Annotated in this window: 23 protein-coding genes and 1 pseudogene; all 24 read left to right on the top strand. The window is 65.6% G+C overall.

Annotated features, from left to right (window positions below; genetic code table 11):
• The first annotated feature begins 61 nt into the window (after positions 1–61).
• The 24 genes and pseudogenes from OKA11_RS20105 to OKA11_RS20215 all read left to right on the top strand — a co-directional run bounded on the left by OKA11_RS20105 (position 62) and on the right by OKA11_RS20215 (position 19,296).
• Positions 62–2,164, top strand: coding sequence for a ParB/RepB/Spo0J family partition protein (locus OKA11_RS20105; RefSeq protein ID WP_267223638.1), 2,103 nt, complete (start codon positions 62–64; stop codon positions 2,162–2,164).
• A gap of 131 nt (positions 2,165–2,295) precedes the next feature.
• Entirely contained in the window at positions 2,296–2,712 is a 417-nt protein-coding gene (locus OKA11_RS20110) for a hypothetical protein (RefSeq protein WP_169862677.1), read from the top strand.
• Positions 2,709–2,975, top strand: a complete 267-nt coding sequence (locus OKA11_RS20115) for a DUF6117 family protein (protein WP_169862679.1) — start codon at positions 2,709–2,711, stop codon at positions 2,973–2,975. The genes OKA11_RS20110 and OKA11_RS20115 overlap by 4 nt, the downstream gene beginning before the upstream one ends.
• Positions 2,972–3,268: a hypothetical protein gene (locus OKA11_RS20120; protein WP_169862681.1), complete on the top strand. Its 297-nt coding sequence runs from the start codon at positions 2,972–2,974 to the stop codon at positions 3,266–3,268. Before OKA11_RS20115 ends, OKA11_RS20120 begins: the two co-directional genes overlap by 4 nt.
• A 158-nt stretch (positions 3,269–3,426) precedes the next feature.
• Positions 3,427–7,746: a strawberry notch family protein gene (locus tag OKA11_RS20125; protein WP_267223641.1), complete on the top strand. Its 4,320-nt coding sequence runs from the start codon at positions 3,427–3,429 to the stop codon at positions 7,744–7,746.
• A complete protein-coding gene (locus tag OKA11_RS20130) occupies positions 7,746–8,780 on the top strand; it encodes a DUF7146 domain-containing protein (protein ID WP_169862683.1) in 1,035 nt (344 codons plus the stop codon). Before OKA11_RS20125 ends, OKA11_RS20130 begins: the two co-directional genes overlap by 1 nt.
• Before the next feature lie 313 nt (positions 8,781–9,093).
• The gene (locus OKA11_RS20135; protein ID WP_169862685.1) at positions 9,094–10,020 is read left to right on the top strand and encodes a DUF2493 domain-containing protein; all 927 of its coding nucleotides are present in this window, start codon (positions 9,094–9,096) and stop codon (positions 10,018–10,020) included.
• A 104-nt stretch (positions 10,021–10,124) separates the two neighbouring features.
• On the top strand, positions 10,125–10,379 hold the full coding sequence (locus OKA11_RS20140) for a FitA-like ribbon-helix-helix domain-containing protein (protein ID WP_169862687.1): 255 nt from the start codon (positions 10,125–10,127) through the stop codon (positions 10,377–10,379).
• Positions 10,376–10,798, top strand: a complete 423-nt coding sequence (locus OKA11_RS20145; RefSeq protein WP_169862708.1) for a type II toxin-antitoxin system VapC family toxin — start codon at positions 10,376–10,378, stop codon at positions 10,796–10,798. The genes OKA11_RS20140 and OKA11_RS20145 overlap by 4 nt, the downstream gene beginning before the upstream one ends.
• A gap of 281 nt (positions 10,799–11,079) precedes the next feature.
• Complete coding sequence (locus OKA11_RS20150) at positions 11,080–11,247, top strand: hypothetical protein (protein ID WP_169862710.1); 168 nt, start codon at positions 11,080–11,082, stop codon at positions 11,245–11,247.
• Between the two features lie 134 nt (positions 11,248–11,381).
• Positions 11,382–11,822: a hypothetical protein gene (locus OKA11_RS20155; protein ID WP_169862711.1), complete on the top strand. Its 441-nt coding sequence runs from the start codon at positions 11,382–11,384 to the stop codon at positions 11,820–11,822.
• 572 nt (positions 11,823–12,394) lie between these two features.
• Positions 12,395–12,721 (top strand): DUF736 domain-containing protein, encoded by a 327-nt coding sequence (locus OKA11_RS20160; protein WP_041535876.1) that lies wholly within the window; start codon positions 12,395–12,397, stop codon positions 12,719–12,721.
• Between the two features lie 307 nt (positions 12,722–13,028).
• Positions 13,029–13,295 carry a helix-turn-helix domain-containing protein gene (locus OKA11_RS20165; protein WP_128779061.1) on the top strand — a complete coding sequence of 89 codons (267 nt, stop codon included), beginning with the start codon at positions 13,029–13,031 and terminating at the stop codon, positions 13,293–13,295.
• Between the two features lie 96 nt (positions 13,296–13,391).
• Positions 13,392–13,652 carry a DNA -binding domain-containing protein gene (locus OKA11_RS20170; RefSeq protein ID WP_169862713.1) on the top strand — a complete coding sequence of 87 codons (261 nt, stop codon included), beginning with the start codon at positions 13,392–13,394 and terminating at the stop codon, positions 13,650–13,652.
• A gap of 129 nt (positions 13,653–13,781) precedes the next feature.
• Positions 13,782–14,123 carry a transcriptional regulator domain-containing protein gene (locus OKA11_RS24705; RefSeq protein ID WP_353936231.1) on the top strand — a complete coding sequence of 114 codons (342 nt, stop codon included), beginning with the start codon at positions 13,782–13,784 and terminating at the stop codon, positions 14,121–14,123.
• Complete coding sequence (locus tag OKA11_RS20175) at positions 14,017–14,544, top strand: DUF2285 domain-containing protein (protein WP_267223648.1); 528 nt, start codon at positions 14,017–14,019, stop codon at positions 14,542–14,544. Before OKA11_RS24705 ends, OKA11_RS20175 begins: the two co-directional genes overlap by 107 nt.
• Positions 14,545–14,679: 135 nt before the next feature.
• Positions 14,680–14,961 carry a helix-turn-helix transcriptional regulator gene (locus tag OKA11_RS20180; protein ID WP_169862717.1) on the top strand — a complete coding sequence of 94 codons (282 nt, stop codon included), beginning with the start codon at positions 14,680–14,682 and terminating at the stop codon, positions 14,959–14,961.
• 18 nt (positions 14,962–14,979) lie between these two features.
• Positions 14,980–15,822, top strand: a pseudogene (locus tag OKA11_RS20185) (replication initiator protein A); the annotation flags it as partial.
• Between the two features lie 314 nt (positions 15,823–16,136).
• The gene (parA, locus tag OKA11_RS20190) at positions 16,137–16,790 is read left to right on the top strand and encodes a ParA family partition ATPase (RefSeq protein WP_169862721.1); all 654 of its coding nucleotides are present in this window, start codon (positions 16,137–16,139) and stop codon (positions 16,788–16,790) included.
• Positions 16,787–17,038: a hypothetical protein gene (locus OKA11_RS20195; RefSeq protein WP_047820995.1), complete on the top strand. Its 252-nt coding sequence runs from the start codon at positions 16,787–16,789 to the stop codon at positions 17,036–17,038. Before parA ends, OKA11_RS20195 begins: the two co-directional genes overlap by 4 nt.
• A complete protein-coding gene (locus OKA11_RS20200) occupies positions 17,035–17,556 on the top strand; it encodes a DUF2840 domain-containing protein (protein ID WP_267223650.1) in 522 nt (173 codons plus the stop codon). Before OKA11_RS20195 ends, OKA11_RS20200 begins: the two co-directional genes overlap by 4 nt.
• Positions 17,553–18,098 carry a S26 family signal peptidase gene (locus tag OKA11_RS20205; protein WP_169862725.1) on the top strand — a complete coding sequence of 182 codons (546 nt, stop codon included), beginning with the start codon at positions 17,553–17,555 and terminating at the stop codon, positions 18,096–18,098. The genes OKA11_RS20200 and OKA11_RS20205 overlap by 4 nt, the downstream gene beginning before the upstream one ends.
• A gap of 67 nt (positions 18,099–18,165) precedes the next feature.
• A complete protein-coding gene (locus tag OKA11_RS20210) occupies positions 18,166–18,513 on the top strand; it encodes a DUF736 domain-containing protein (protein ID WP_169862726.1) in 348 nt (115 codons plus the stop codon).
• A gap of 3 nt (positions 18,514–18,516) precedes the next feature.
• On the top strand, positions 18,517–19,296 hold the full coding sequence (locus OKA11_RS20215) for a lytic transglycosylase domain-containing protein (protein WP_169862728.1): 780 nt from the start codon (positions 18,517–18,519) through the stop codon (positions 19,294–19,296).
• The last annotated feature ends 193 nt before the right edge of the window (positions 19,297–19,489 follow it).

Here is a 19,489-nt window from a genome sequence, read left to right on the forward strand (position 1 = left end):
CTTCGTGACGGGTTGGAGGTCGAGAGAGAGTCTCCCGGCCGCCCGTCGCGGAGTAACGAACATGGCGAGTGCCATCCAGAAGATCACCCTGTCGTCGGCGCGCGACATCCCCTTCAACAAGCTGGTGCTGAGCCAGTCCAACGTCCGCCGCGTCAAGGCCGGCGTCTCGATCGAGGAAATGGCCGAGTCCATCGCCCGGCGCGGCCTCATCCAGAGCCTCCATGTCCGTCCCGTCCTCGACGCCGATGGCGCGGAGATCGGAATGTTCGAAGTGCCTGCTGGCGGTCGCCGCTATCGCGCACTCGAACTGCTCGTGAAGCAGAAGCGTTTGGCCAAGACGGCGACGGTGCCCTGCGTCATCGGCGACGCCAACAGCGACATCCTCGTCGACGAAGTATCGCTGGTCGAGAACATGGAACGCGCACCGCTCCATCCGCTCGACCAGTTCCGCGCCTTTCAGGCCATGCGCGACAAGGGCATGACCGAGGAGGCCATCGCCGCTGCCTTCTTCGTCAACGTCACCGTGGTGAAGCAGCGCCTGCGCCTCACCTCCGTCTCGCCGACCCTGCTCGAAATCTATGCCGATGACGGCATGACGCTCGAACAGCTCATGGCCTTCACTGTCAGCCCCGACCATGCCCGTCAGGAGCAGGTCTGGGATGCGATCAAGGATAGCTGGCAGAAGGAGCCCTATCAGATCCGGCGGATGCTGACCGAGACCGTGGTACGCGCCTCGGACAAACGGGCCATTTTCGTCGGTGTCGATACCTACGAGGCCTCAGGCGGCATCGTGCTGCGCGATCTCTTCCAGTCCGACGACGGCGGTTGGCTGCAAGACCCCGTCCTGCTCGACCGTATGGTGGCGGAGAAGCTGAAAGCCACCGCCGATCAGATCGCCGAAGAAGGCTGGAAGTGGATCGAGGTCGCGGTGAGCTTCCCCTATGGCCACGACCACGGCTTGCGTGAGCTTTCCGGCACCACGGTCGATCTGACCAACGAGGAGCGTGCGACCCGCGAAGCGCTGCGCGAGGAATATGACCGGATCGAAGCGGAATATTCCGAGGCCGACGAGCTGCCCGACGCGATCGATCAACGTCTCGGCGAGATCGAGCGGACCCTGGAGGCCTTCGAGAACCGTTCGGTCAGCTACGATCAAGCCGACATCGCAATCGCCGGCGCCTTCGTCAGCCTCGACGCCGACGGCTCGCTGTCGATCGACCGCGGTTATGTCCGCGCCGAGGATGAGCCCCAGGCCGAGCCCGATGGCGAGGCTTCCGACGGCGACCAGCCCGATACGCCGGCCGTCCAACGCGCGGTCATCACCATCGGCGGCAAGCCCGTCGAGCCCGAGGATGATGAGGAAGACGGCATCAAGCCGTTGCCCGAGCGTCTCGTGATCGAGCTGACCGCCCATCGCACCCTGGCGCTGCGCAACGCGCTGGCGGAACATCCGCACGTCGCCATGACCATGTTGCTGCACAAGCTTCTGAGCGACATCTTCATCCACACCAACCCGTCCGGTTGCCTCGAGGCCAATGTCCGCCACATCTTCTTCTCGGCCCAGTCCGAGGAATTGAAGGACAGCCCATCGGCGCAGGCGGTCAACGATCGCCACGAACGCTGGGGGGATCACATCCCCGCTGACGATCAGGCGCTCTGGGCCTGGCTGACCGATCTCGATGACGGCACGCGCATGGAGCTTCTGGCGCTTTGCGTCAGCTACGGCGTCAATGCGCTGTTCGAGCGTCCGAACCCCTATTCCGGCTCGGGCGTCAGCCAGCATGGCCTCGACGTGCGTCTGGCGCAGGCCGACCGGCTCGCACGGGCTACGGGCATGAACATGGTGACTGCAGGCTGGAAGCCCACGGTCAGCAACTATCTCGGCCGCGTGACCAAGCCCCGCATTCTCGAGGCCGTCCGCGAAGGCGCCGGCGAGCGGGCCGCGCAGCTCATCGACCACATGAAGAAGGGCGACATGGCCAAGGAAGCCGAACGCCTTCTGACCGACAGCGGCTGGCTGCCCGAACCGCTGCGCCTGGCGTCCATCGATGGCGATCAGGCCGATACCGGCGAAGACACCGCCTTGCCGGACTTCCTCACCGAGGACGGCGAGGACGAAGACACCGATGAGGATGAAGTCCAGCACGCCGTCGCCGCCGAATAGCGCGGATCGCGCGGGGCGGCGCCGTTCGTCCCGCGCATCTCACCCCGATCTTCCACACCGCCCGGTCCCACGGCTGGCAGCCTGAACGGCTGTGCCGCGCGGGCCGGGCATTCTCGTTTCAGGAGCCTGTCATGGCCGACTATTTCACCCATTTCTCGTGCCTGCTCGATGTCGGCACGCCCGAGAACGCCGCCCGCGCGCTCGACCTTTACAACCGCCTCTCCGAGGCTGGCGCATCGGAGGAACCGCCTTCCGAGGGCTTCCTCCTGTCGATCCAGCCCGAGCATGGCGGCACGCAGCTCTGGATGCGCGACGACGTCACTGGCGATCCCGAGCGCCTTATCCAGTTTGTGAAGCGCTGCGCCGCAGAATTCCGCCTGAGCGGCCGCTGGGGTTTCCAATATGCCAACACCTGCTCGAAGCCCCGGCTCGACGGCTTCGGGGGCGGCGCGCATGTTCTCGATCTCGCCAGCGGGGAGACCGTGGACTGGATCTACACCGATGGCTGGCTCGACCAGACCCTCTCCGACGAGGGAGGCCCGCTATGAGCATCCCGTCCTATGCCCAGAGCAATTTTCAGACGCTGCTGCGCGCTGCCGGTGACGGCAACCTTGCGCTCATGGAATGCCTCGATGCCGTGACCGGCGCCCCGCGTTACGTCATCTACGCGGTGGGACGAGACGATGGTGATTTCGTCTTCACGCCCTTCGGCCACCTCGCCGACGGCAATCCCTATGACGCCTACCTGCCGCCCGACCCCGGCGATCCTGGCGGCTTCATCCATCCGGGCATGCCCGGAGAAGCGTCATGATGGACATCGATGCCATCTTCGCCGCCGATTCCGAGCGTCCGCCCGCCGAGCGGTCTCTCCCTTGGCTGGAAACCAGAGACGGGATCACCGTCGTCGTGGAGCCCAAGCCCCATTGGGCCAGCGACATGCGGGCCTTCCGGGCCGGGGCTTGCGAATATTGCGCCTATACCGATTGGACCGCGAACGGCGCGCGCGCCCGGTTCTTCGGGCACATCGACACCAGCGGCGATGACCTGATCCGCAAGGCGCGCAGGCTCGTCGCCCGCGAGATCACCGACGGACACTGGGCCTGACCTCTCAAAGCGCCTCTGCCGTTCGGTCGAGGTGCTTTTTTCATGTCGGCAGCGACGTGTTCGAGAGTGAGAGGGCCGCCGGGACGGGTTTGAGTCCGCGCGGTCGAGAGAGAGCGCCGTCCGGGCTTCCCGTTCCCGCTCTCCCGAGGTTCCGATCCATGAACATCATGTCCCCCGTGGCCGGTCCGGCTGCGCCCGTTGCCCGCGCGTCCGCCATCATCGCCGTCGCCCATCAGCTTCTCACCCTGCTCGAACGCGGCCAGCGGATCGACAACGCCAATCTCCGCATCGCCATGGAAACGGCTTTCGAGGCCTCCGACACGAGTGGCGCTTGGGACTGGAAGACGGCCTACGAAGCCTGTGAAGGCGCGACCGTCCTGTTCCTGCGCAAATACGGACGTGCGCTTTTCCGTAAAGCCGGCACTCCGACTGCACGGCTTTCCGCGCTGTCGAAAATCACCGGCCTTCTGCCGACGCACACCCTTCGCTCCGAGGAAGCCCAGGCGCTTCAGCAATTCTCGACGCCGGTCCCGCTCGGCCTCGCCGCGATCGCGGCCGCCGCGATCACACCGCACGACATTGTGCTGGAGCCGTCGGCAGGCACGGGTCTTCTCGCCATCCTCGCCGAGATCAGCGGCGGCTCGCTGCTCCTCAACGAACTGGCGGAAACCCGCGCCGATCTGCTTGGCCAGCTCTTTCCAGCCCTTGTCGCTACGCGGTTCGACGCCGCCCAGATCGACGACCACCTTCCAGCGTGCGCCGTCCCTTCCGTCATCGTGATGAACCCGCCCTTCTCGGTGATGGCGAACGTCTCCGGTCGGGTCGCCGATGCCGCTGCGCGTCATGTTGCTTCGGCCCTGGCGCGGCTTGCCGATGGCGGGCGTCTGGTGACGATCACCGGCGCAAACTTCGGCCCCGAGCAACCGGCCTGGCGCGACACCTTCGCCCGGCTTCAGGAGCGTAGCCGCGTCGTCTTCACCGCGGCGATCCACGGCTCAGTCTATGCCAAGCATGGCACGAGCATCGAAACGCGGCTCACCGTCATCGACAAGCTGCCGGCCGAAGACACGGCCACGTTCCCTGGGTCCGCCGGCGTTGCGCCCGACGTCGCTACGCTGCTCGCATGGATCGAAGCGCAGATTCCACCGCGCCTGCCGGTCACACTGCCCGACATCGCGCCGCCCGTGTCGGGCTCGGCGCCCCGCACCGTGCGGGGTTATCTCGCACGCACCGCCACTGAGCGTCCGGCCACATGCTCGACCATGGACCCGCAGGGCGTTGAACTCGCCTACGACACGATGGACTGGACGCCGCCGGAAGGCACCCACCTCACGGACGCGATCTATGAAGAATACGGATTGCAGTCGATCCGTATTGCCAGTTCTCAGGCGCACCCCACCAAGCTCGTGCAGTCGGCGGCCATGGCGAGCGTTGCACCGCCCAAGCCCGCCTATCGGCCGATGCTGCCCGCGAACATCACCGATCTCCTGTCGGACGCCCAGCTCGAAACCGTCATCTATGCCGGCGAAGCCCATTCGGACTTCCTCGCCGGCTCCTGGATCGTCGATGCGACCTGCGATCTCGTACAGGCGGCCAAGCCCGATGCCGAAAACGCCGTGCGCTTCCGGCGCGGCTTCATGCTCGGCGACGGCACCGGGGCCGGCAAAGGCCGTCAATCTGCCGGCATCATCCTCGACAACTGGCTGCGCGGTCGCCGCAAGGCGGTCTGGATCTCCAAATCCGACAAGCTGATCGAGGACGCGCAGCGCGATTGGTCCGCGCTCGGCATGGAGCGTCTGCTGGTCACGCCGCTGTCGCGCTTCCCGCAAGGGCGGCCGATCACGCTGTCGGAAGGCGTCCTGTTTGCAACCTATGCCACGCTACGGTCCGACGACCGTGGTGAGAAGGTTTCCCGTGTCCGGCAGATCGTCGAATGGTTGGGCTCCGATTTTGATGGAGTGATCATTTTCGACGAAAGCCACGCCATGGCCAATGCCGCAGGCGGCAAGGGAGAACGCGGCGACGTTGCCGCCTCACAGCAGGGACGCGCGGGACTTCGGCTTCAGCACGCCCTGGCCAACGCGCGCGTCGTCTATGTGTCGGCTACCGGCGCGACCACCGTCCACAATCTCGCCTATGCCCAGCGGCTCGGCTTGTGGGGCGGTGAGGATTTCCCCTTCACCACCCGCGCCGAATTTGTCGAGGCGATCGAGGACGGCGGTGTCGCGGCCATGGAAGTGCTCGCCCGCGACCTGCGTGCGCTGGGCCTCTATACCGCCCGATCGCTCTCCTACGATGGCGTCGAATATGAGCTGATCGAGCACGCCCTGACCGACGAGCAGCGGCGTATCTACGATGCCTACGCCAGCGCCTTCGCCGTCATCCACAATCATCTCGACGCCGCGATGCAGGCGGCCAACATCACCGGCAGCCCAGATAGCGAGGGAGCCACACTGAACCGCCAGGCCAAGTCCGCCGCCCGCTCGGCCTTCGAGTCCGCCAAGCAGCGTTTCTTCGGCCATCTGCTCACGTCGATGAAAACGCCCACGCTGATCCGGTCCATCGAACGTGACCTGAATGACGGCCACGCCGCTGTCGTCCAGATCGTCTCGACCGGCGAAGCGCTGATGGAGCGCCGGCTGGCGGAAGTCCCAACCGAGGAATGGAACGATATTCGCGTCGACATCACGCCGCGCGAATATGTTCTGGACTATCTGGCCCATTCCTTTCCGGTCCAGCTCTACGAGCCGTTCACGGATGGCGAGGGCAATCTGTCCTCGCGCCCGGTCTATCGCGATGGCCACCCTGTCGAGAGCCGCGAAGCTGTCGCACGCCGTGACGAGTTGATCGAACGCCTTGCGTCTTTACCTCCCGTTCCGGGGGCGCTCGATCAGATTGTGCAGCGCTTCGGCACAGATATGGTCTCCGAGGTGACGGGGCGCTCCCGGCGCATCGTCCGCAACGGCGAGCGCTTCGCTGTCGAAAACCGCGCTCCATCCGCCAACCTTGCCGAGACGGCTGCGTTCATGGACGACCTGAAGCGCATTCTCGTGTTCAGCGACGCCGGCGGCACCGGCCGCAGCTATCACGCCGAACTGTCAGCGAAGAACCAGCGTCTGCGCGTGCATTATCTGCTCGAACCCGGGTGGAAGGCGGACGCCGCCATCCAGGGTCTGGGTCGCACCAACCGCACCAACCAGGCGCAGCCGCCGCTGTTCCGCCCGATCGCCACGAACGTCAAAGCCGAGAAACGCTTCCTGTCCACGATCGCACGCCGGCTCGATACGCTGGGCGCGATCACGCGCGGTCAGCGCCAGACCGGCGGCCAGGGCCTGTTCCGGCCCGAGGACAATCTGGAATCCAGCTACGCCCGCGATGCGCTGCGGCAGCTCTATCTCCTGATCGTACGCGGCAAGGTCGAGGGCTGCTCGCTGGGTCGCTTCGAGTCCGCAACCGGCCTGAAATTGACCGATGACAACGGCATCAAGGACGAGTTGCCGCCGATCACCACGTTCCTCAACCGCCTGCTGGCGCTGACCATCGAGCTTCAGGGCATCCTCTTCACCGCCTTCGAGCAATTGCTCGACGCCAAGGTGGCCGGAGCCATCGCCAGCGGCGTTTATGATGTCGGGCTGGAAACACTGACGGCGGAGAGTTTCGTCGTCGCTGAGCGCACGACCATCTACACCCATCCGGCAACGGGCGCGCAGACGCGGCTGCTCACCATCACCGAGCGCCGCCGAAATCAGCCAACCACACTCGATACCGCGCTCGACTGGCTCGACGATCCGCATGCCCGGCTGCTCATCAACGCGCGTTCAGGACGCGCTGCTGTCCAGGTGCCAGCGCCGTCCATCATGCTCGACGACGGCGAGATCGAACGTCGCGTCCGCCTGATCCGGCCGATGGAACAGCACCACGCAAGCCTCGCCATGATGGAAGACAGCCATTGGGAGGAAGCCGCTCGCGACAGCTTTGCAGCGGTCTGGCAACGTGAAGTCGCCGAAGTGCCGGCCTATACCGATGGCGCCATCCACATGGTCAGCGGTTTGCTTTTGCCGGTGTGGAAGCGCCTGCCGAACGAGTCGACGCGCGTCTATCGGCTCCAGACCGACGATGGCGAACGCATCATCGGGCGGCGGGTTTCGCCCGCCTGGGCCATGAATGCCGCCGCGACGGGAACGGCCAACCTCAGCAGCGATGATGCCTACGCCGCTCTGGTGGATGGTCGCACCATCCTCGACCTGGCCAGCGGGCTCCACCTTCGCCGCGCGCGCGTCATGGGCGCGAACCGGATCGAACTGTCCGGCTTCACCGACACCATGCGGGATCGCCTGCGCGCCTATGGCCTCTTCAGCGAGATCATCTCGTGGAAGCTGCGCTTCTTCGTTCCGGTCGATGCCTCTGGTCCCGCCATCATCGGCAAGCTGCTCGCCACCTATCCGGTCGAGCGGATTAGCGAGCGTGAGGCAGCGTGATGGCTCGGCAGGACGCTTCTGAACTGGCACACAGTCTCGGCCGACAGGCCGAGGCGGTCTGCCGCCACTATCTCTCCAACGGCCACCGGCAGGGCAATTACTGGCAGGTTGGCGATGCTCGTAATGCCGCAGGCCGCTCCATGTTCGTGCGCCTGCGCGATACACCGAAGGGACCAGCGGGCAAATGGACGGACGCCGCCACCGGCGAACATGGCGACCTTCTCGACATCATCCGGGAATCGCTCGGCCTCATCGACTTCGCAGACGTTGCTCAAGAGGCGCGCACCTTCCTCAGCCTGCCGCACCCCGAACCGGAGCCGGCATCACGCCGCGGACTGGCACCGGCGCCATCGGGGTCGCCCGAGGCCGCACGTCGCCTCATCGCCATGACGCAGCCGATTACCGGGACCATTGTGCAGACCTATCTGCGCGGACGCGGCATTACGCTTTTGCATGGAACCGGAAACCTGCGGTTCCACCCCCGCTGTTACTACAAGCCCGACGATGGCCCGACCGAGACCTGGCCCGCCATGATCGCCACCGTCACCGACCTCGCTGGCAAGATCACCGGCGCGCACCGCACCTGGCTTGCGCCTGACGGCTCCGACAAAGCCCCCATCGGCACACCGCGCAAGGCGATGGGCGATCTCCTCGGCAATGCCGTCCGCATCGGTGCACCCGGCAGCGTAATGGCGGCAGGCGAAGGTATCGAGACCATGCTGTCGCTCCGGCAGGTCCTGCCCGATATGGCGATGGCGCCGGCGCTCTCGGCAGCACATCTGGCCGCCATCCTGTTCCCGGCGACTTTGCGGCGGCTCTATATCGTCCGAGACGACGATCCGGCCGGTGACGGCGCGCGGGACATACTGATCGAACGGGCGAACGCCGAGGGAATCGAGGCCATTCCATTGTCGCCAGCATTCGGGGACTTCAACGAGGATCTGCGGCGGCTCGGTATCAATGCGCTTCGGGCAGGCGTTCGAGTGCAGCTCGCTCCGGAGGACGTCGCACGCTTCATGGCCCTGGCCGCTTAGCCGGAAGGGGCTGACAGGTGGCGCGCAGCCGCCATGCCCGCAACGATGCGCCAGTGACGGCAAGAGGAACGCGCCTCGGCCTTCGAGAGGGCGATCGGCCATCAGCCGGGCCGGATCGGCAATAGCTGCGGCCGACGATTTTCCGGCGACCCTTCGGGTCTTTCCATCGCGAAACAAAATCGCCGGCCTTCGCCATCCTCCGCTGACGCTTCGGCCCTTCGGCTCACGCTCTCAGGGTGCAGGTCCGTCCCGCCCGACGGCTTCGTCGCCATGAAGGCCGCGATGGTCGCGGTCCTTGCCGACGGAGCATCCCATGAGCGAGCACGACGACTACGAACCGCACCACGAGTCATCCCCGACCGACCATCTGATCCAGGATTTGCAGCTCCACGGCTACCGCCCCTCCGAGGACGAGTTGGACCAGCGCCCGCCACCGCAAGACCGCATCATCGAAGGCGCCGTCGCCGACATCTTCGACGCCCTGGTCGCCACGATCACCGACACCAGCCTCGACTTCGATCTCCCCGATCTCCTCTGGTCTACCGTCAATATGTTCCACCGTGCAGTGGACCGCATCGAACAGAAGCTCGACGACAACGAGCAGGCGCAAAGGCAGCTTCAGCGCGAACAGGATGGCTCCGAGGTGAAGTCCCTTCAGCTCGAGCGCCTCATCGACATCGGCATGAACCTGATCGACCGCCGCGACGGCATGGAAACCTTCCGCGAAGCCGCCGCTGGACGCTACCTCGTCGCCACCGGCTCACCCTGGTCGCAACGCACCGGATCACGGGTCAACCATCGCCAACTCACAGCGTCGCTGATCGACAGCCGGGATTTCCTCGCCGCCAGGAGGCGCGCGGAAACCGAGGTGCTCGTTCCCACCGGGCCGAAGATCGCCTTCTCGGGCGGCGACACCGCCGACCACAAGCAGATCTGGGCCAAGCTCGATCAGATCCGCGCCAAGCACCCCGACATGGTGCTGCTGCACGGCGGCTCGCCGAAAGGCGCCGAAAAGATCGCCTCTCGCTGGGCCGATAGCCGCAAGGTGCCGCAGGTCGCCTTCAAGCCCGACTGGACCAAGCACGCCAAGGCCGCACCGTTCAAACGCAATGACCAGATGCTCAGTATCGTGCCGATCGGGGTCGTGATCTTCCCCGGCACAGGCATTCAGGACAACCTGGCCGACAAGGCCCGCAAGATGGGCATCCCGGTCTATCGCTTCGGCTCGGGCGGCGCGTAGGCGCCGCCGGTATCCTTCACCTTGAAAAACGATAGCAACTTCCATATTATGCTATCATCGCTATCATCGCTATCATCGCTATCAATTTTGCAGGAGACGCTATCATGCCAGCCGTCACGATCCGGAACCTGTCCGACGCGACGCACCGCGCACTCAAGGTGCGCGCCGCGCAGCACGGCCGCAGTGCCGAGGCCGAGATGCGCGACATCCTCGAAGCGGCTGTTCGCCCCGACACCCGCCTGCGGCTTGGCACGGCGCTCGCAGAACGCAGCCGCAGGCTCGGCCTGACCAATGAGGACATCGACGCCCTCGACCAATCACGCGACAAGACGCCCGCCAAGCCGATGAGCTTCGAATGATCCTCCTCGACACCAATGTCATGTCGGAGGGGATGAAGCCCGCGCCCGACGACGCCGTGCGGGCCTGGCTCGACGAGCAGGCGGCGGAAACGCTCTTTCTCTCCAGCGTCACCATCGCCGAGCTGATGTTCGGCATCGGCGCGCTTCCCGACGGCAAGCGCAAGGATCGGCTCGCCGAAGCTCTGGAGGGGGTGATGGAACTGTTCGCACACCGCGTCCTCCCATTCGATGTCGATGCTGCGCGCCGCTACGCGGATCTCGCCGTCAAAGCCCGAGCGGCCGGGAAAGGCTTCCCTACTCCCGACGGCTATATCGCGGCGATCGCAGCCGCCAAGGGTTTTGCCGTCGCCACCCGCGACAGCAGCGCATTCGACGCCGCGAATGTCACGGTCATCGATCCCTGGAAGGCCGGGCGCTGACATCCGGCCACCGGCAGCGCAGGTGAGGCCGGGCGATCCGGCAGCAACAGTCCTCGCGGCAGGCAGACAACCCGGTCTCCTGATCGGACGACCACCCCCGCTTCAAGACGCTGATCCTTGGGTTCAGCCGATGGCCTGACGCCATCAACCCGTAAAGGGTCGGACTACGCATGGCGTGCCGCCGCTCCGGCTTCGCCTGCACGGTGATTGCGGCCACCGGCCGAACTCTTCGGGCGCCTGTCAGCGGGGGATGGACCTCCGCTCAAACAGGAGCCGGGTCGATGTCCTTCCAAACCGCTCACGCCTTCGCCTTCAGCCTCGCTACCACCCTGATGGCCGCCATCATCATCTATCGCGCCGGCGACGGTACGCTCTCCGTCACTCCGGCGTCGGAATATGACGGCGCTGACGACGCCATCGTCGGTGAAATCGACCCCTTCGCCTCATGAGGCGAACCGGGTCGCGCAATCGGTGGACGCTTCACGCTTCGGTTCCCCCGGCGGCTCGAATTCTGCTAATCTCGCATGTGCGCCGTGGTGGTGGTGGTGGCGCGTCCGTCTGACATTCGACGAAAGACACCACCATGATCTTCATCGGCATTCTCCTCAGCATCGCCGCCATCGGCTTCCTCTGCTGGCTCCTTTTCACGCTTGCGGTGTTCGCTCTCCCGTTCATCGCGGGCGTGACTGCCGGCACATGGGCCTATGGCACCGGCGCGGGCTGGCTCGGCGCGATTGTCGTCGGCTTTGTTGCCGCCGGCCTGACCTTCGGCATCGGCCAATTCCTGCTCGCCACCGTCCGTCCGACCTGGCCACGCCTGCTCATCGCCGCAGCGTTCGTCGCCCCGGCCATCGTCGCCGGATTCCATGCCACCCATGGCATCGTGAAACACACCATGCCATCGGAGACATGGCAGACCGTGTTCTCGGTCATCGGAGCGATCGCGGTCGGCATCGTCGCCTTCGTGCGCATCACTGGAATGGCGGCCTCCGACCCATCTGCCGGGCATGTGTCCCACGCCTAAACCCGCAGCGCCCATCGCGGCGGGATCCAGCGGCACATGCCTTTGTCCTCCACGCCATCTGGTCGCCCGATGGGGAAGCGGCGACGCGAAGCACCCGCTGCCCCCACCTGTCACGGAACGATGGAGCGCGTCGGGGCGGCAACGACATCGTGGCCGGCAACCCCTCAGCGTCGAGGCGTTCCGTCAGAGCTGGCGGAATGGCGAAATTCGCAGCGCAGGCCTGTTCGAGGGAGGTCTACGCCTGTGATCGCCGGTCGGCCTTCCCGGGCCAATGCGAAGGTCGCCGCCGTCTCCGCCGTCGATCCGTCCAGCACCCGCGTCAAAACGTCCTCTTCAATGGCCTGATCTGGCCGAAGGACGGCTTTGCCTCGAGCGCCTAAGCCACAACGGCTGGCCCCGACTTTCTTCCCCTGCCGGCTGCGCCGTCATTCCTCGCGAAACAACAAAGTCGCGCCTGCGCCATCCTCCGCTTTGCTGCGGTCGCAAGCGATGTGTCGTCGCTCGCCTTCGTCCGGTCGATCGCCATCGAGGCCGCAATGGTGCGGGCTCGAAACGGAAAACGGAGACTTACAATGGCGACCATCGGCACCTTCAAGAAGACCGGCTCGAACGAATTCGGCGGCGAAATCGTCACCCTCAGCGTCCAGGCCAAAGGCGTGCGCATCGTCCCCGACCTGCGCGCCAGCGGCGAGAACGCCCCCAGCCACCGGGTCCTGGTCGGCCGCGCCGAGATCGGCGCCGCCTGGTCCAAGCGCTCCAACGAGGGCCGCGACTATCTGGGCCTCAAGCTCGACGATCCGAGCTTCAACGCTCCGATCTACGCCAACCTCTTCGATGACGAGGACGGCGAAGGTTACTCGCTGATCTGGTCCCGCCCCAACGGCCGCCGCGCAGACTGAGGCGGCTTCACGAGGCCCCGGCCGAAAGGTCGGGGCCGCCTTCCTGCTCAAATCGCCCCTAATCGCAGATTGCGTGCCCCAAATAGTCGGATCACACCGAAGGCGCGCCCTCCGGCTTTACTGCCGAAATCAGCACGCAGTACCTTCGTTTCACTGACGACAACGGCGCGATTGCCCGAATCACCAAATCGGCGTCAGCGCAACATGGCCCTCCGGCAACGTCTTTGAGCTGGCTGAAGCGGGCTAATACGACTAAAATAGCCGTAGTTCTGGAGCGCGCGCCAGTCGCGATGGGAGGTGATCATGCATGATCACCGCCCGACAATCACGGGCCGCACGCGCGTTGCTGGGTTGGACGCAGGAGACGCTCGCTGACAAGGCCCGCATATCGCTGACCGCGCTCAAGCGCCTCGAATCCGAAAGCGGGCTCGATGTGTACGAGACGACGCGCGATCAGGCACGCAGGGCCTTGGAAGCTGCCGGCATCGTCTTCCTGTCGACCGACCGAGGGCAAGGAGTGCTGCTGGTCGATGATCGCGGAAACAAGCCGAACCGATCTACAGGCTTACGCTGACCTGTGGGCAGCCAGGCTCCACGTCATTCGCACTGTCTCCATTTCGGATCAAACTTGGATCATAGACAGGCACCGCATATTCGCCGAGTCTACACCATGACCGCACCATTCCAGGACCTCGCGCCGTCGGGGCAAGATCTCACCGATTACGACAGGTCGCACGCCAAACTTTACATGCGCTTGCTGGATGCGGCCGCAGACGGCGCGCATTGGGAAGAGGCCGTGCGGGTGCTGTTCGACCTCGATCCCGACCGTGAACCCGAACGCTGCCGACGCATTCATGACAGCCATCTCGAACGCGCCCGCTGGATGACACACACCGGCTATCGGCACCTCCTGCGCCCCGCTCACCGCTGAGAGGTTTACAAACCTGCGTGATGCCGTTTCGACATCACGCAATGCCCTCGTCCGGGCTTCCAAGAGCCTCGTCGCGCCGAGAAAAATCACACGCTCGACTTACGCGCACCACGCGGGAGAGTTGATGCGATGAGGCCCGATACATCGAACTGGCGAGACGACCGCAGCTACGATTTCCTCGATACACTGCCGATCGAAGGTCTCGCGTGGGAATGCCTTCGCAGATACCGACCTTATCAGGACGAATACGCCGGTCTGGTCGAGGTCGGCGCCGAGACGCAGCCGCTGCCTGATGACAGGCAGCGGCGCTGGGGGTTGCGATTTCCCCGCGAGACCAGGTCGTTCTGCCCTACAGCAACAGGTGGTGTGGTCGCCGCAGAGCAATCCCGCCGTCCTCTTTCTGACAGCGCGGCCGAACTTTCTGCCGTCCAGCTCAAACAGCCTAGCCGGCAGGTTCGCTGCGGGACATGATGGCCCCGAAGGAGCATATGCCGGTCTTCCCGAGCATGACCTCCAGCTTCTCTTCCTGCCCGGCACATCCCCACACAACCAGCTTGCGGCGGTCATCCCCATCGATGACGACATCCTCGATCGCATTGATGCGCTGACACGCCTCTCACGCGCCTGGCTCCAACGTCCGCCATTGCGCGACACGCGCATGACCACCGAGCAGCGTCGCCGCTTTCGCCTCAAACTTCGTGCTGCCGACGGTCGCATGAACGGCGCGACCTATCGCGACATCGCCATCGCAATCTATGGCGCGGCGCGGATCGATACAGACCCCTGGAAGACCTCGCCGCTGCGTGATGCCGTGATCGCATTCGCCGAAGCCGGGTCGGCCCTCATCAATGGCGGTTATCTGCACCTGCTTCGGCATCGTCGACGCACCTAGCCCGCGCCAACGACAGGGGTGGGAATTTAGCCATCCCAAGTCCCCCATCCATCCCGCCGAAGGTTCTCCGCCACCGTTGTCGCTGTCAGCCGCTGATCGTCAGCGGCCCCCAGCAACCCCACGGAGGCCCGCCCAATGCGACCCGATACCGCCGCGCTCCCGCCACGCTACCTGCGGACCAAGGAAGCCGCCGAGTTTCTTAGCCTGTCCGCGCGCACCCTGGAAAAACATCGCACCTACGGCACGGGTCCGGCCTATCACAAACTCGGCGGGCGCGTCGTCTATTCGGTCGACGATCTGGAAACCTGGGCCGAGCGCGGCACCGTAACCTCGACGTCCGATCCGCGCGGCTCCGTGCTTCCCGCCAAGCGCCAGACGCTACCGACCGGCCAGATCGCCGGCCGATACGCACGCTGATCGTGGCCGGTCCCTTTCATGGTGGTGCGTCGTCGTGACACTTCGGAGCGTGGGCAGCTCGACCTGTTTCGCGCGCTTCCCGGCGACTTCGCGCCACGAGATGCGCAGGATCTCATGGCCTATCCCTTCTTCTCCCTCTCGAAATCGCACCGCATAGCGCCGATCGACTTTTCGGCGGGCGGCGTCTCCATCCGGGTCGAAGCCGTCCCCGATCATGGCATGGCTACAATCTGGGACGCCGACATCCTGATCTGGGCTGCGAGCCAGATCGTCGAGGCCCGGGACGCGGGCCTGCGCACGTCGCGTCTGATGGCGGCGACACCCTATGAGATCCTCACCTATGTCGGTCGCGGCACATCCATGCGCGATTATCAGCGGCTCAAGGCCGCGCTCGATCGGCTGCAATCGACCACCATCTCGACGTCGATCCGCCAGCCCGCCGAAGGCCGCCGTCACCGCTTCTCGTGGATAAACGAGTGGCAGGAGCGCACGGATCGCCAAGGACGACCGGATGGCATCGAGCTGATCGTCCCCGACTGGTTCTACAAGGCCGTCCTCGATGACGCGCTCATCCTCACCATCGATCCGGCCTATTTCGATCTCACCGGCGGCCTCGATCGCTGGCTCTACCGCATCGTGCGCAAACACGGCGGCCGTCAGCGCGGCGGCTGGCGTTTCGACCTACGCCACCTCCACCTCAAATCCGGCAGCCTGTCGCCGTTCAAGCGCTTCGCCTTCGAACTGCGCGACATCGTGCGGCGCCAACCACTGCCCGGCTACGTCCTGTCGCTCGAAGCGGAAATCGGCGGGCGCACGCTGCTGGCTTTCGAGCCACTGGCCGCCTGTGGGAAACCTGTGGACGGCCTCGTGCTATCGGGAACCCGACCTATCGTGCCATCGGGAACCCGAGGCTCGTGCCATCAGGAACCCAGTCCGGCCTTAACGTCTGGAAATCGTGGGCGGATTCGCGCCCTTAACTTAGAGTCTAACCAAGAATCTAACTTTGAAGAGCGCGCGCGCGATGTGGAAAACCTCATCCGCGCAGCCGCAGCGAGCCTCCGCGCCGCCGGCAGATCACCGCTCAAGGGTGCTCCAGCTGTTCAGACGAGCCGGAAAGAGAGCGAACGGGCTTCCCCCGATCAGCTTCCGCTCCTCGATCGGCCTGGAGGTGCGCGATGATCGTCGCGTTCCTCAACCAGAAAGGCGGTGTCGGCAAGACGACGCTGGCGCTCAACCTTGCCGGCGAACTCGCCGGGCGCGGTCAGCGCGTCACCCTGATCGACGCGGACCCACAGGGCTCGGCTCTCGACTGGTCTGAGCAGCGCAGCCGTGAGGGCCTGCCGCGCCGGTTCGGCGTCGTCGGCCTGGCGCGCGACACGCTCCACCGCGAAGCGCCGGAGCTGGCCCGCGATGTCGACCACGTCGTCATCGACGGCCCGCCGCGTGTCGCAGCCCTCATGCGCTCGGCGCTGCTCGCCGCCGATCTCGTGCTGATCCCGGTACAGCCGTCGCCGCTCGACGGCTGGGCATCGGCCGAGATGTTGGCGCTGCTCCACGAAGCCCGCGTCTATCGCCCGGAACTGGTCGCCCGGTTCGTGCTCAATCGCTGCGGTGCGCGCACCGTCCTGGCCCGCGAGACCGCCGAAACCCTGGCCGATCACGATCCACCGTTGCTCGCCACCACCATCGGCCAACGCATCGCCTTCGCCGCCGCCGCGCAGACCGGCCGCCTGGTCGCCGAACTCGACGATGCGACATCGGCCGCGCGCGAGATCGCGGCGTTCGCCGACGAACTCTTGCGTCTGCGGATCGACGGGGGCGCACAATGAACGAACGATCCCCCCGTCGTGGCTTCGCATCGCGCCCCGCCGATCCCGACCAATGGATCAAGGCTGCGGACAACGCACCACGCGCCGCTGACGTTGCCGCGTTCACCGCCAGGCTCACCATCGATGTGACGCCCGAACTGCGCGGCCGGATCAAGATCGCCGCGTTCGGGCGCGGCGTCACCGTCGCTGACATGCTGCGCGAGCTGCTCGCGCGTGAATTCCCCTCGACACCAGGAGACCCTACATGACCGGCACTGCGGCTCCCCGCATGCGCGGCGGCCCGCTGCCGTCAGCGCTCCCCCATGGCAGCATGACCCACGTCGAACTGACGTGGATCGAGAAGAAGATCGAATACTGGATCAGGTTCGGCCGTGAGGCGCATGAACAGATCCTCGACCGCCGCCGGCGTGTCATCTCCTTCCGCCCGAACACCGTATTCGCATTCGTGCGATGGGCGGCCAACGATTTCGGCACGATCGTCTCGCGCATCGACATCGTGCGCGCGGTCGAGCCCGGAGAGCCCTACCAGACGCTGCCTTTCGTCCGGCCGGGCGGTGAAATCCTGCTCAGGATCGACGGATGGCAGAAGGTCGAAGACGTGCTGCGCCACGTCGATGCCATCGAAGCGATCGGCATCGAGGCGGACACCGTTTCGCCGGAACACTGGCGGCACGTTCACAACCGGATGGCGGCTGGACATCAGCCGCGTACCTATACGCTCGACCAGCATCGCGCCTTCCTCCTGCGCCGGAGGACACAGTCGTGACGCGCGCCGGTCTCTTCCTCGTCATGGCTCTCGCGACCACGGGCATCAGCTATCCGGCGCTCACCCCGATGCCGATCAAGCTCCTGTGGAACGCATCGGCGAGCGCCCCCATCGGCTTCTACACGATCGACGTCGACGGCCCGTTCGACGTCACCGATCTCGTTGCCGTCGATGCGCCCGAGCCGCTCGCGACCTTCATGGCCGAACGCGGCTATCTTCCCAAAGGCGTCCCGCTGCTGAAGCGCATTCTCGGCGTTTCCGGGCAGACCGTTTGCCGCTCGAACCTCTCCGTCACGATCGACGGCCTCGAGATGGGCGATGCGCTGCCGCGTGATCGCGCGGGACGCGACCTGCCGATCTGGCAGGGCTGCCGCCGCATCCCGAGCGGCGCAGTCTTTCTGATGAACTGGCAGGTCCGCGACAGCCTGGACGGTCGCTACTTCGGCCTGACATCCACCGGCCAGATCATCGGCCGCGCCGTCCCCTTGTGGACCGACGAGGACGAAACGGGCCGCTTCGAATGGCGCGCACCGACGCGATGACACCTCGCTGTCGGCGGGAGCGGCGCCCACCGATGGCTTTCCCAACGCCGCCGCAAAGGAAGTCATCATGCCTCAGATTGGTCAATTCACGCACCAGGACACGGGCTTCGCCGGCAAGGTGGAGACATTCACGCTCTTCCGCGATGTCGTCATTGTGCCCGCAGAACCCTCCGATGCCGAGAACGCGCCGGATTACCGCGTTCACGCCAGCGACGATGGTAAAGCCGAAGCCGGTCCGGAAATCGGCGCGGGCTGGAAACGCACCGGCGAGCGCGCGGGCGAATACGTTGCCGTACTGATCGACGACCCTGCGCTGCCGCAGCCGATCCGCGCCAATCTGTTCCGCGACGATGACGCCGGGAATGCCTGGTCGCTGCACTGGTCGCGCCCGCGCGACCGCGCCGGGAAGGACTGACCGATGTCCGGTCCCCGTCCAACGATGAGCCATCGTGATGCGCGCGGGCGGCATCACGTCGTCCAGCGCATGGCCTTCCTTCTCCTTTCCGGCCTGGCCCTCGCAGCAGGCGCAACGGACGCCGCTCCTGCCCAGTCCGTGTCGGCTGCGCGCACGGTCGCTGGCGATCCGCACGCCGCCTTCGTCACCGAAGCCTCGCAGCGGTTCGGCATTCCCGAACACTGGATCGTCGCCGTCAAACGCGCCGAAAGCGCCGGAGATGTGCGCGCCATATCGTCGGCCGGCGCGCTGGGGTTGATGCAGGTCATGCCCGATACCTGGGCCGCGCTTCGGATTCGCTATGGGCTCGGGCGTGACCCCTACGACCCGCGCGACAACATCCTCGCAGGCGCTGCTTACCTGCGCGAAATGTTCGACCGCTATCGCACGATCCCCGCAATGCTCGGCGCCTACAATGCGGGGCCTGGCCGCTACGACGAATACGTCCAGACCGGCCGCGCCCTGCCCGCCGAAACGCGGGCCTACATCGCGCTGCTGGCTCCGCAGCTAGGCGCACCATTGCCGTCGAGCGCGCCATCGGTTGCGCCGCCACCGCCGCCGGATTGGCGGGAAGCGCCGCTCTTCGTCGTGCGTTCCGCCGACGCTCGTTCGGCAACATCGACATCGGAAAGCGCGCGGTCGAACGACAACCGCACCTCCGTCGCGGCGCGCGTTCCCGATACCGCCGAAGACTCGAACGCCCCTATCGTGGTCGCTCGCTCTGACGGTGGAGCGCCCCGATGAGCTGCGGAAGTAGCTTTCGCACTCTGTCGCATTCCGGCGTGACATGGAGGGCACAAGGGGGAGAGGCAGGCACAACAACCGCACGATGGCAGGATAAAAGGCCGCACATTGCGCGTCGGTCGGGCGGTTGTATTTGCAGGATATTTTGGCGCGCTCCGCACATTGCCGTGCCCATCGGCAATGTGCGCCTGAC

The sequence above is a fragment of the Novosphingobium clariflavum genome, from assembly GCF_026420865.1.
Taxonomy (GTDB): Bacteria; Pseudomonadota; Alphaproteobacteria; order Sphingomonadales; family Sphingomonadaceae; genus Novosphingobium; species Novosphingobium clariflavum.